The sequence below is a fragment of the Mycobacterium malmoense genome (assembly GCF_019645855.1).
In the GTDB taxonomy this organism is placed as follows: domain Bacteria; phylum Actinomycetota; class Actinomycetes; order Mycobacteriales; family Mycobacteriaceae; genus Mycobacterium; species Mycobacterium malmoense.
Genome location: NZ_CP080999.1, coordinates 3,933,869 through 3,945,644 on the forward strand (window position 1 = coordinate 3,933,869; position 11,776 = coordinate 3,945,644).

At 67.8% G+C, this 11,776-nt stretch carries 12 protein-coding genes; 3 read left to right on the forward strand and 9 right to left on the reverse strand.

Translation table 11 applies throughout. The features are described from left to right. Positions 1-47: 47 nt before the first annotated feature. Complete coding sequence (locus K3U93_RS17995) at positions 48-875, forward strand: SDR family NAD(P)-dependent oxidoreductase (RefSeq protein ID WP_083010724.1); 828 nt, start codon at positions 48-50, stop codon at positions 873-875. Positions 876-888: 13 nt separating this feature from the next. On the opposite strand, the gene K3U93_RS18000 is transcribed toward K3U93_RS17995, so the two are convergent. The 3 genes from K3U93_RS18000 to K3U93_RS18010 form a co-directional block, all read right to left on the reverse strand. Next, a complete protein-coding gene (locus K3U93_RS18000; RefSeq protein ID WP_083010725.1) occupies positions 889-1,737 on the reverse strand; it encodes a glycine betaine ABC transporter substrate-binding protein in 849 nt (282 codons plus the stop codon). Then, entirely contained in the window at positions 1,734-2,915 is a 1,182-nt protein-coding gene (locus K3U93_RS18005) for an NAD(P)-dependent malic enzyme (RefSeq protein ID WP_083010726.1), read from the reverse strand. The genes K3U93_RS18000 and K3U93_RS18005 overlap by 4 nt, the downstream gene beginning before the upstream one ends. 153 nt (positions 2,916-3,068) lie before the next feature. After that, a complete protein-coding gene (locus tag K3U93_RS18010) occupies positions 3,069-4,058 on the reverse strand; it encodes a malate dehydrogenase (protein WP_083010727.1) in 990 nt (329 codons plus the stop codon). A gap of 224 nt (positions 4,059-4,282) precedes the next feature. Here K3U93_RS18010 and corA point away from each other — a divergent pair, with 224 nt between their 5' ends. After that, the gene (corA, locus tag K3U93_RS18015) at positions 4,283-5,383 is read left to right on the forward strand and encodes a magnesium/cobalt transporter CorA (protein WP_071511843.1); all 1,101 of its coding nucleotides are present in this window, start codon (positions 4,283-4,285) and stop codon (positions 5,381-5,383) included. 105 nt (positions 5,384-5,488) lie between these two features. On the opposite strand, the gene K3U93_RS18020 is transcribed toward corA, so the two are convergent. From K3U93_RS18020 to K3U93_RS18045, 6 genes are read right to left on the reverse strand one after another with little or no spacing between them, the layout of a single operon-like run. Then, a complete protein-coding gene (locus K3U93_RS18020) occupies positions 5,489-6,106 on the reverse strand; it encodes a suppressor of fused domain protein (protein ID WP_083010728.1) in 618 nt (205 codons plus the stop codon). Next, entirely contained in the window at positions 6,103-7,281 is a 1,179-nt protein-coding gene (locus K3U93_RS18025; protein WP_083010729.1) for an ABC transporter ATP-binding protein, read from the reverse strand. Before K3U93_RS18025 ends, K3U93_RS18020 begins: the two co-directional genes overlap by 4 nt. A gap of 4 nt (positions 7,282-7,285) precedes the next feature. Beyond that, complete coding sequence (locus K3U93_RS18030) at positions 7,286-8,113, reverse strand: carbohydrate ABC transporter permease (RefSeq protein WP_139796990.1); 828 nt, start codon at positions 8,111-8,113, stop codon at positions 7,286-7,288. Positions 8,114-8,117: 4 nt separating this feature from the next. After that, positions 8,118-9,026 (reverse strand): carbohydrate ABC transporter permease, encoded by a 909-nt coding sequence (locus tag K3U93_RS18035; protein WP_083010811.1) that lies wholly within the window; start codon positions 9,024-9,026, stop codon positions 8,118-8,120. 32 nt (positions 9,027-9,058) lie between these two features. Further along, positions 9,059-10,462: an extracellular solute-binding protein gene (locus K3U93_RS18040; RefSeq protein WP_083010730.1), complete on the reverse strand. Its 1,404-nt coding sequence runs from the start codon at positions 10,460-10,462 to the stop codon at positions 9,059-9,061. A 28-nt stretch (positions 10,463-10,490) separates the two neighbouring features. Next, the gene (locus K3U93_RS18045) at positions 10,491-11,012 is read right to left on the reverse strand and encodes a general stress protein (RefSeq protein WP_083010731.1); all 522 of its coding nucleotides are present in this window, start codon (positions 11,010-11,012) and stop codon (positions 10,491-10,493) included. Between the two features lie 174 nt (positions 11,013-11,186). On the opposite strand from K3U93_RS18045, the gene K3U93_RS18050 reads away from it, so the two are divergent. After that, a complete protein-coding gene (locus tag K3U93_RS18050) occupies positions 11,187-11,735 on the forward strand; it encodes a DUF4190 domain-containing protein (protein WP_071511818.1) in 549 nt (182 codons plus the stop codon). The last annotated feature ends 41 nt before the right edge of the window (positions 11,736-11,776 follow it).

Below are 11,776 nucleotides of genomic sequence, written 5' to 3' on the forward strand. Positions count from 1 at the left end.
TCGATGTACAAACACGCACGCTCGCGATGGGAGGGAGGAGGGTGGTTATGCGAGGGTTTGCCGGGAAAGTCGCCGTGGTCACCGGCGCGGGTTCGGGCATCGGGCAGGCGCTGGCCATCGAGCTGGGCCGCTCGGGCGCCAAGGTGGCGATCAGCGACGTCAACCTCGAGGGGCTGGCCGACACCGAGCGACGGTTGAAGGCGATCGGCGCGCCGGTCAAAGTGGACCGACTCGACGTGACCGAGCGCGAGGCCTTCCTGGCCTACGCCGACGCCGTCAACGCGCACTTCGGCAAGGTCAACCAGATCTACAACAACGCGGGCATCGCCTTCACCGGCGACATCGAGGTCAGCCAGTTCAAGGACATCGAACGCGTGATGGACGTCGACTTCTGGGGCGTCGTGAACGGCACCAAAGCGTTTCTCCCGCATCTGATCGCCTCCGGGGACGGCCACGTCATCAACGTCTCGAGCGTGTTCGGGTTGTTCTCGGTGCCGGGGCAGGCGGCGTACAACTCGGCCAAGTTCGCCGTCCGGGGCTTCACCGAGGCGCTGCGGCAGGAGATGGTGCAGGCCGGCCACCCGGTAGGGGTGACCACAGTGCATCCCGGCGGCATCAAGACCGCGATCGCCCGCAACGCCACCGTCGCCGAGGGACTCGACCGCGACGAACTGGCCAAGCTGTTCGACAAGCGGCTGGCCAGGACCAGTCCGCAGCGGGCCGCGCAGGTCATCCTGGACGCGGTGCGCAAGAACAAGGCCCGGGTGCTGGTCGGCACGGACGCCAAGGTCATGGACGTCTTGGTGCGGCTGACCGGCAGCCGTTATCAGCAGCTGTTCGGGCCGGTCCTGGGCCGGTTGGTGCCCAAGGCCTGACGGCCGACTACGCTCAGCGGCCCAGCGGGTGTTCGGCCAACCATCCGCCGGCCACCGCCTGCGGGTCGGCGCCGCCGGCCACCTGGCGGCGCATCTCGGCCAGGGCGGCGGTGTCCAGCACGCCGGCCACTTCGTTGATCGCCAGCAGCTGGCGATCGCCGAGCGCATTGCGGCGATACAGCGGCACCACGTTCTCGGCCCGGATCAGCGCGGGCTTGCCGTCGGCCAGCGCGATCAGGTCGGCGGGGGCGCCGGGGTCGGCGGTGGTGGTCCACGCCGCCGTCAGCCGACCGGCCCGCAGCGCGGTGAAAAGCGTTGGCTCATCCGGGAATTGGCGCGGAGCGGGAAGCCGGCAGGTGCCGACCGCCGAGGGCGCCTGAAACCCGGTGACGGCGCCGATCATTAACCCGTCGCAGTGCTTAGGCAGCGCGGTCAGGTCATGGCCGCCCCAAGCCCGGGCGGTGGCTTGCGTCACCAGCAGCGCGGGTTTGTCCTCGGCGGCCGTGGTGTAGTCGCCCGCCAGGATGCCCTCGGGCAGCGCCGCGATCATCGCGCGGTAAACCTGGGCGTCGGAGAGGACCGATGCGCCGGGCTGCAGACGCTGCAACGCCTGCCCGGTGAACGCAGGGACGACGGTGAACTCGCCGGAGTCCAGCTTCGCCATCGGGTCGGTGGCGGTGTCGGGTCGCGCCGCGAAACCGTATGAGCGCAGCGCCGCCACGTAGACACCGGCCAGCAGCGTCGACTCGGGGTCGGGCCGGGATCCGACCACCAGCTCCGGATGGCGCTGGTGGGCGTTGGTCGCGCAGCCGGCCCAGAAAACCACGGCGAGCAGCGCCGCGGCCGCCCTGCCGATTCTCACGCCCTGGCGTCTGACACTTCTGCGGCCAGGGTGACCGCCTTGGCGACGGCTTCCCCGACGCGCAGGTCCAGTGGGCTCGGGACGATCCGGTCGACCGCGAGGTCGTCGCTGACGACGGAGAAGATCGCCTCGGCCGCGGCCACCATCATCTTTTCGGTGATCCGGCGCGCACCCGCGTCCAGCGCGCCGCGAAACACCCCAGGGAACGCGAGCACGTTGTTGATCTGGTTGGGAAAGTCGCTGCGGCCGGTGGCCACCACCGCCGCGTGCTTGGCCGCGAGCTCGGGGTGGATCTCCGGGTCGGGGTTGGACAGCGCGAACACGATCCCGTCGGGTGCCATGGTGGCGATCAACTCCTCGGGGACCACACCCGCCGACACCCCGAGGAACACGTCGGCCCCGCCGAGCGCCTCGACCATGCCGCCGGCGAGGCCACCGGGATTCGTGCGCCGCGCCAGATCGACCTTGACGCCGTTCATGTCGTCGCGCCCGGTGTGCAGGATGCCGCGCGAGTCCAGCACGGTGATGTCCGAAACGCCCATCGCCAGAAGGAGATTCGTGCACGCGACACCCGCGGCGCCGGCGCCGGAGACCACCACCCGCAGCGAGCACATGTCACGGCCGAGCAGCTTGGTGGCGCCCATCAGGGCGGCCAGCACGACGATGGCCGTGCCGTGCTGGTCGTCGTGCATCACCGGGCAGTCCAGCGCCTCGATGACCCGTCGTTCGATCTCGAAGCAGCGCGGGGCGGAGATGTCCTCGAGGTTGACGGCGCCGAACGTCGGGCGCAGCCGCGCCAGGGTCTCGACGATCTCGTCGGGATCCTTGGTGCCCAACACGATCGGGATCGCGTCCAGCCCGGCGAACTCCTTGAACAGCCCGCACTTGCCCTCCATCACCGGCAGCGACGCCGCCGGCCCGATGTCACCGAGGCCGAGCACCGCGCTGCCGTCGCTGACGACGGCCACCAACCGATTCGCCCAGGTGTAGCGGGCGGCCAGCGTCTGATCGGCGGCGATCGCCCGGCTGACCTGCGCCACGCCCGGGGTGTAGGCGATCGACAAGGCGCGCTGGGTGTCCAGCGGAGACTGCAGCTCGACGGAAAGCTTCCCACCTACGTGGGCCTCGAAGATCTCGTCGTCTCCGATGGCGATCTGTGGCGGCACGATTTCGGACACGCGCCCAGGGTACTGACTACCCGTTAGTAGCCCTAATCGACGACCGTCGAGCGCGGCGACCCGCTGCGCCCAGCCATCCCCGCGCCGAGCCTGTAGATCTGCAGGGCCGTACTCGCACTTTGGCTGCGGATTTACAGGCTGGGCGCCGGCGGGCTAGATCAGGCCCAGCTCGGTGACCGCGTTGCGCTCGTCGGCCAGCTCGGCGGTCGACTTGTCGATCCGGGCGCGGGAGAACTCGTCGATCTCCAGGCCGGTGACGATCGTCCAGTCGCCGCCCTTGGTGGTCACCGGGAACGAGGAGATCAGCCCCTCGGGCACACCGTACGAGCCGTCCGAGATGACGGCCATGGACACCCAGTTGCCGTCCGGGCTGCCCAGCAGCCAGTCGCGGGCGGCGTCGATGGTGGCCGACGCGGCAGACGCGGCCGACGAGGCACCGCGCGCGTCGATGATCGCCGCGCCGCGCTTGGCGACGGTGGGGATGAAGTCGTTCTCGATCCACGCCTGGTCGTTGACCACCTCGGCCGCGTTCCTGCCTTTGATCTCGGCGTGGAACACGTCTGGGTACTGGGTGGCCGAGTGATTGCCCCAGATCGTCATCTTCTTGACGTCGGTGACCGCGGCGCCGGTCTTGCGGGCCAGCTGCGAGATCGCCCGGTTGTGGTCGAGGCGGGTGAGCGCGGAGAACCGCTCCCGCGGGATGTCGGGCGCGTTGCTCATCGCGATCAGCGCGTTGGTGTTGGCCGGGTTGCCGGTCACGCCGATACGCACGTCGGCGGCGGCAACGGCGTTGAGCGCCTTGCCCTGCGCGGTGAAGATCGCGCCGTTGGCCTCCAGCAGGTCGCCGCGCTCCATGCCCGGGCCGCGCGGGCGGGCGCCGACGAGCAGGGCCAGGTTCACGCCGTCGAAGATCTTGTTCGGATCCGCGCCGATCTCGACGCCCGCCAGCAGCGGGAACGCGCAGTCGTCCAGCTCCATCACCACACCCTCGAGCGCCTTGAGCGCGGGCTCGATCTCCAGCAGCCGCAGCTCGATCGGGCGATCGGGCCCCAGCAGCGAGCCGCTGGCCAGGCGGAACAACAGGCTGTAGCCGATCTGGCCGGCGGCGCCGGTGACGGCGACCTTGACAGGACTTGCGCTCACGTCGGTGTACTCCTTATGGAGAAAGTCAGGATTTCGGTCGAGCTCGAAACTAGCGCACCCCCGCCGGCCCGAAACCTCCGGTCCACCACCGGGAGGCATCGCCCGTCGGCCGTCCGCCAACCGTCATAAGCCCGGGCCGCGGCGGGTTTTTTCTGCCGTGTTTTGCCAGGACGCGTAGCATTGAGCACCGCTCGGCCGGACCTGCGCGGTGATCGGAGGTGAAGGTGTTCCCTGGGTTTGACGCATTGCCCGAAGCGCTGCGACCAGTCGCGAAACCGCGGGTGGTGCCCCACGTACACCCCGTTGCCCAGCCCCCTGAGCCGTTGGTCGACTGCGGCGTTTACGTCGAAGGCCACCGGCTGCCCGGCAAGTACACCTACGCCACCGCGCTGAGCACGGTCCGCGAGATCGAGCTGACGGGGCGGGAGGCGTTCGTCTGGATCGGGCTGCACGAGCCCGATGAGCGCCACATGCAGGATGTGGCGGATGTCTTTGGGCTGCACGCGCTGACGGTCGAGGACGCCGTGCACGCCCACCAGCGGCCCAAGCTGGAGCGGTACGACGAGACGCTGTTCCTCGTGCTGAAGACCGTCAACTATGTCCCGCACGAGTCGGTGGTGCTGGCCCGCGAGATCGTCGAAACCGGCGAGGTCATGGTCTTCGTCGGCAAAGATTTCGTGGTTACCGTCCGCCACGGCGAGCACGGCGGGCTGTCCGAGGTGCGCAAGCGGATGGATGCCGATCCCGAGCATCTGCAGCTGGGTCCGTACGCGGTGATGCACGCCATCGCCGACGACGTGGTGGACCACTACCTCGAGGTGACGAGCCTGATCGAATCCGACATCGACGCCATCGAGGAGGTGGCGTTTTCGCCCGGCCGCAAGATCGACGTCGAACCGATTTACCTGCTCAAGCGCGAAGTCGTCGAACTGCGCCGGTGCGTGAACCCGCTGGGAGTTGCCTTCCAGCGCATCCAGACCGAGAACAAGGACCTGATTTCCAAAGAGGTGCGACGCTACCTGCGCGACGTCGGCGACCACCACACCGAGGCGGCCGACCAGATCGCCAGCTACGACGACATGCTCAACTCGCTGGTGCAGGCGGCACTCGCCCGGGTCGGTATGCAGCAGAACAACGACATGCGCAAGATGGCGGCCTGGGCCGGCATCTTGGCGGTGCCCACCATGATCGCCGCCATCTACGGCATGAACTTCCATTTCATGCCCGAACTGAACTGGACGTGGGGCTACCCGGCGGTGATGGCCGGGATGGCCATTGTCTGCCTGGTCCTCTACTTCCAATTCCGAAACAGAAACTGGCTCTAGCCGCCGCGCCCTATCCCCTCGATCCCCTCGCGAGCAGACGCAGAGTCGCATGATTCCGCAGAGCTGCGTGCGATTCTGCGTCTGCTCGCGAGGGGATAGCGGCCGTCAGTCCGGTTGTGCCGCAGGTCGATTCGGGTCCAGCACGTCCACACCGTCGTTCTGCCATGCCTGTCGCATGGCGTGGGCCCCTTCAGAGGCGCCTTTGAGCCGCACCCACGCGGCTTCGGTCGCGGTGATCGGAGTCGCCGCCAGGAACTTCACCGGCTCGCGGGGCGGCTCCAGCGGCAGGTCCGGAATGTCGCTGTGGCCCAACAACACCGCGGTGAACGGCACCCGCCGCGACGGCGACGCCCACAGCGGCGCGCCGAGATCGATCAGCGCGTCGGCGGCCAGCACCACGCCGTCGACGGCCGGGGTCGCGGCAATGATCGCCAGGCTGCGGGCAATGCCGGTGGCCGGCCCGGCATCTCGCAGGCGCAGCGCGACCTCGGCGCGCGGGCCGCGCCGCGGGTCGGCGACGATTTCGGTCGGATCGGCCATCGGGCGGCGCGAGCATCCCAGCGACACGTAATGCACTGTCCCTTCTGGTCCGTTTGCCCGCTCGCGAAATCGCAGCACCTCGATGGGTTCGGCGCCCAGGAATGTCACGCTCGCCGAATCGGGCTCGGCCCCGGCGAAGTGACCGCGCAGGTGCGCGCGCACGTCCTCCAGTATCCGTGTCACTCGGCGTCGGGCGGCGCGACGGTCAGGTTCACCCCGGAGTCGGCGTCGAAGACGGCCACCTTCGTGGTGTCGAGCGCCAACTCCAGCGGCTGCCCGATAGCCGCCTTCGACTCCGCGGGAACCCTTGCCACGAACTGGTTTTCGTACACCTCGCCCTCGGCCTCCAGCTCGTCCAACTGAGCCGAGTGCACGGCCGGACCCGCGGTGGTGAAGTACACGTATTTGTCGGCACCCAGCGATTCGACCAGGTCGACCTTCGCCTCGAAGGTCAGCGCCCTGATCCGCTGGTACCCGTCGATCAGCGCGGCATCGGCCAGGTGCTCGGGCCGCACCCCGACAATGATGCGTTCCGGTTTCGGGTGCCGGGCGATCACCTGCTGGACTTGCGGCGTGAGCATCACCTCACCAAAGGACAGGGTCAGCCCGGTCGGTGTCAGCGTCGCCGGGAAGAAATTCATCGCCGGCGAGCCGATGAACCCCGCGACGAACAGATTGGCGGGACGCTCGTAGAGCTCGTCGGGGGTGCCGATTTGCTGTGCCACACCCCCGTGCATCACCACCACGCGGTCGCCCAGCGTCATGGCCTCGGTTTGATCGTGGGTGACGTAGACGGTGGTGGTGCCCAATCTCCGCTGCAGCCGGGCGATCTCGCTGCGCATCTGCACCCGCAGCTTGGCGTCCAGGTTGGACAGCGGCTCGTCCATCAAAAACGCCTTAGGACGGCGCACGATCGCCCGGCCCATCGCCACCCGCTGCCGCTGGCCACCCGACAACTGGGAGGGCTTGCGGTCCAAAAGTTCGCTCAGGTCAAGGATTTTGGCGGTGTCCTCCACCTTCTGCGCGATCTCGGCCTTCTTCAACTTCGCCAGCGTCAGCGGGAAGGCGATGTTCTGCCGCACGGTCATGTGCGGGTACAGCGCGTAAGACTGGAACACCATCGCGATGTCGCGGTCCTTGGGCGCCTTGTCGTTCACGCGCTCGCCGCCGATGCGCAGCTCGCCCGACGAGATATCCTCAAGTCCGGCAATCATATTCAGCGTCGTGGTCTTTCCGCAGCCGGAAGGCCCGACCAGGATCAGGAATTCGCCGTCGGCGATGGTGATGCTGAGGTCTTTCACCGCAATCGCGCCGTTGGGGTAACTCTTGTTGACGTGCTCCAACACAATCTCGGCCATCGCGCTATCCCTTCACAGCGCCAGAGGTCAACCCGGCGACAATCCGTCGTTGGAAGATTAGAACAAAAACGATGATTGGGACCGTAATCACGATGGCACCGGCCGCGATCGACCCGGTTGGTTCCTCGAACTGCGAACTGCCAGTGAAGCTCACGATCGCCACCGGCGCGGTGATCGCCGCCTTGGTGGCGGTCAGCGACAGCGCCAGCAGCAGGTCGTTCCAGGCGAAGATGAACACCAGGATCGCGGCGGTCACCAGTCCCGGCGCCGCCAGCGGGACGATCACCCTGCGGAAGGCCTGCCCCGGCGTGGCGCCGTCCATTTTGGCCGCCTTCTCCAAATCCGAAGGGATTTCCCGGAAAAACACCGACAACGTGTAGATGGCAAGGGGCAACGCGAAAGTGATGTAGGGCAGGATCAAGCCGGGCCAGGTGTCGAACAGACCGACCGCGCGTTCGATGTTGAACAACGGCGTGACCAGCGAAATCGCCGGGAACATCGTGATCAACAGGGCCCCACCGATGAGCGCCCGCTTTCCGGGAAAGTTCAGCCGGGCAATCGCGTAGGCCGCCATCGCGCCGAGCACCACCGCGATCACGGTGGTGATCAAGCCGATCCCAATAGAGTTGACCAGTGCCGAGGTGAAGATGTCGCCGCGGAAGATGCCGCGGTAGTTGTCGAAGGTCACCGACGACGGAATCAGCTTGCCGTCCTTGACCGCTGACGTCGGCTTGAGCGACAGGCTGAGAATCCACAACACCGGCACCAGCGCATACACCACGACCAGGGTGTCCAGAACGGCCCAGCCGGCCCAGGCGCGCCGCGCGCCCATCGCCTCAGTGGCCATCGACATCACCGCCGGGCGCTGATGCGGGTTGAGAGGCGCCGAACGCCTTGATGTAGACGAGCGCGATGATGCCCGCGCAGAGGAAGATCAGCACGCTGATCGCCGAGCCCAGTCCCACGTTGAAGCCCTTGAATAGGTTGTCGTAGCCCAGGATTGACACCGAGTCGGTGTTGTTGGCGCCGTTGGTCAGCACGTAGATGTTGTCGAAGATGCGGAACGCGTCCAGCGTCCGGAACAACAGCGCGACCACGACCGCCGGCTTGATGATCGGCAGGATGATCCTGGTCAGCCGGCGCCAGGCGCCGGCGCCATCGACTTGCGCGGCCTTCAGTAGATCCTCTGGTACCAGCGCCAACCCGGCCAGCAACAGCAACGACATGAACGGCGTCGTCTTCCACACCTCGGCCAGGACGACGATGCCCAGCGACGGAATCTGCTCGGTCAGCGGCGCGCTCCCCTGCGGCAGCAGGTTGGCCAGGTAACCGGTCCCCGGCGTCCAGGCGTAGTACCAGCTGTACGACGCGACGACGGTGACGATGCCATACGGGATGAGCACCGCGGTGCGCACCACGCCCTTGCCGACCAGGCTGCGGTGCATCACCAGCGCCAGCGCCAAGCCCAGCACGAACTCGATCGACACCGAAACCACCGTGATTCCCAGCGTCACCGCCAACGCCGTCCACCAATACCGGTCGGTCAAGATCGTTTGGTAATTGCTTAGGCCGACGAACGCCGTGTCGTCGGGGGTCGCAAGGTTGTTGCGCTGCAAGCTCAGCCACACGGCGTAGCCGATCGGATAGGCCGTCACCGCCAGCATCAGGATCGCCGCCGGTGCGACCAGCGCGAAAGCCAGTCGCCGCTCCGACAGCCGAGTTCGGCTCCGCGGGTGCGCTTCCACGGCGGCGCGCCGCGGCTCGAGGGCCGTCGCGGTCACGGCAGCAAGCCCTTGCCGTCGATGGCCTTCTGCGCCTGCGCGTCGAGCTCGTCGGCCGTGCGCTCCGGGTCGATTTCGGTGATCGGGCTCAGCGCCGCCGACAGCCGCAGCGACAACGCTTGATAGACCGGCGTCGCGGGACGCACCGCGGCATCGGTGAGCTGCTGGCGGATGACGGTGTACATCGGGTACTTGGCCTGGAACTGCGGGTCGGAATACAGCGAGGCGCGCACCGGCGGCAGGCCGCCTTCGATCGACACGTACTTCTGACTCTGCAGGCTCCGCAGGCAGCGCACGGCTTCGAACGCCTCCGCGCGGTGCCGCGTGGTGCTGGCCACCGCCAGGTTCAACCCGCCGATCGTCACCTTGGCCGGTCGGCCCGGCGCCACGCCGGGATAGGGCGCGAAGCCGAAGACCCTCTGGCTGGCCTCGTAGGCGATGCGAAATTGCTCGTCGTTGGGCACGAATGTCCCGACGTCATTGACGCTGCCGGCCAACGCCGGGTTGCGGTTGAGCGGCAGGAAGGGCACACCGCCCTTCACCGCGTTCTCCAGCATGGACGCCAGCACGAAGGGCCAGTTAACTTCGAGCGCGGCCTTGCCCTGTTCGACCGCCAGCCGCGCGGTGCCCTCGTCGGTCCGGGTGATCGACGGATCGGCTCCCGGCGCGGTGGCCACCGACTTGAGGATCCGCAGCGCGCTGACGGTGGCGGCCCGGTGCGCGGGCGTGTCGGTCAGGGTGACGTGGCGGCCGTCCTCGGAGAGCACCTGACCGCCCGCGCTGGCCAGCAGCGTGTTGAACCACACCACCAGACCCTCACCCTCGTTGGCCTGCACGGCGATCCAGCCGGGCTGGCCCGCGGCGTGCAATTTGGTAGCCTCGGCCACCATGCCGTCCCAGCTCGCCGGCGGTTGGTGCACCAAATCAGCTCGGTACCAAAGTAATTCGGTGTTGGTGGTGACGGGCGCGGCATACAGCCTGTGCTTCCAACGCGCCGTCGCGAGCGGCCCCGGCAGGGTATCAACGCCTGCGTCGGCCTCGGCCAGGCCGGCCGGGTCGTCGGATAGCGGCAGCGCCCAGCCCGCCTCGGCGAACTCCGCGGTCCACACCACGTCCAGCGCCATCACGTCCAGGCCGCCGTCATGGGCGCTCAGCCGCCGGGCCAGCTGCAATCGCTGCTCCCCGGGCGCCCTGGACAGGCTCACGTGCTGGATGGTGAAGCGGCCGCCGAGTTGCCTGGTGCACTCCTGAGCGACCGCGGTAAACGTCGCACCGTCGGTGGCCGGGGTGTAGAAACTGATCACCATCCCGGTGCGGCCCGACCCGCAGGCCGACAACACCGTCGCCACAGCCAGCGCGATTGCGCCCGCTCGGACTGCGCGCCCACGACGACTCACCATTTGTCTCTCGCGCACCTCGGTCAAAACGTCAGATCGCCAGGCGTGCCAACAGATCCCGTGCCTTCTCTGCGTTTTGCGGATCGCAGAGCACGTCGTAGCGACCGGCCACCAACTGCATGGTCGAGCTGAAATCCCTTGTGCCACGGGCCATTGCGTAGGGAACCGCGGAGGTGATCAATCCGAAGAACACCCCGGCGACCAGACCGGTGGCCAACGCGGCCCAGGGATTGGGGCTAAAGAAGCCGAGTACCAACCCGATGAACAAGCCGAGCCAAGCGCCGCTGAGGACGCCGCCGCCGAGCACCTTGGGCCATGTCAGCCGGCCGGTGACCCGTTCAACCTGCATGAGGTCGACACCGACGATGGTCACCTGCTGCACCGGGAACTGTTGTTCGGATAGGTAGTCGACGGCGCGCTGCGCCTCGGCATAGGTGGGATAGGAGCCGACCGGCCAGCCCTTGGGCGGGGTCGGCAGTCCGGGCACACGCCGGCCGGCCGCCCCGCCGGGGGCAGCGCCGGGAACCCGTCCAGGCTGGAAAGGACTAGTCATCGACGCTCATTCTGCTCTGCCTTGGCCATCGTCTCATCCCCGGCCCTCCCACCCCATCGAGGCGACCTCCCGGCAACGGCGAGCAAACAAGTCGTCCCAGTCTGGTGTGGCCATGCCCGGGCAGGGCTCCGCGGACAAGAGGCGCGCGGGTTTCCATACGCTAGGTTGAACACCATGTCAACTCCCGGCGAGAGCGCCCACGGCGACGAGGCTAACCCGCCGGAAACCGGCGGCGGGGCCCCGGAACGGCCGGCCTGGACACCTCCGTGGAATCCGCCGACAGGGCCGCCGCCGGCCGACTATCCCCCTCATGCGTATTCGCCGGCCAATTTCCCGCCCGGCTATCCGGCCGAATACCCGCCGCCCATTCCGCCACCGCCGGGCTACGGGCCACCGCCGGGCTACGGCCCACCACCCGGCTACGGGCCACCGCCCGGCTACGGCCCACCACTCGGCTACGGGCCACCGCCTGACTATGGACCCCAGGGAGCAATGCCGTCCGGGACGAACCCGCTGGCGATAGCCTCGTTGATCTCGTCGTTCACCGGTTTGCTCTGCTGCATCGGCTCGATCGTGGCCATCGTGCTGGGCGTGGTCGCGCTGAACCAGATCAAGCAGACGCGCCAGGAAGGCTACGGCCTGGCCGTCGCCGGCATTGTGGTCGGTATCGGCAGCCTGCTGGTGTTCTTGATCATCGCGATCTTCAGCATCCATTCGCGTTAGCGACATTCTCGTCAGCGAGACCGACTGGTCGCCTGCCATCC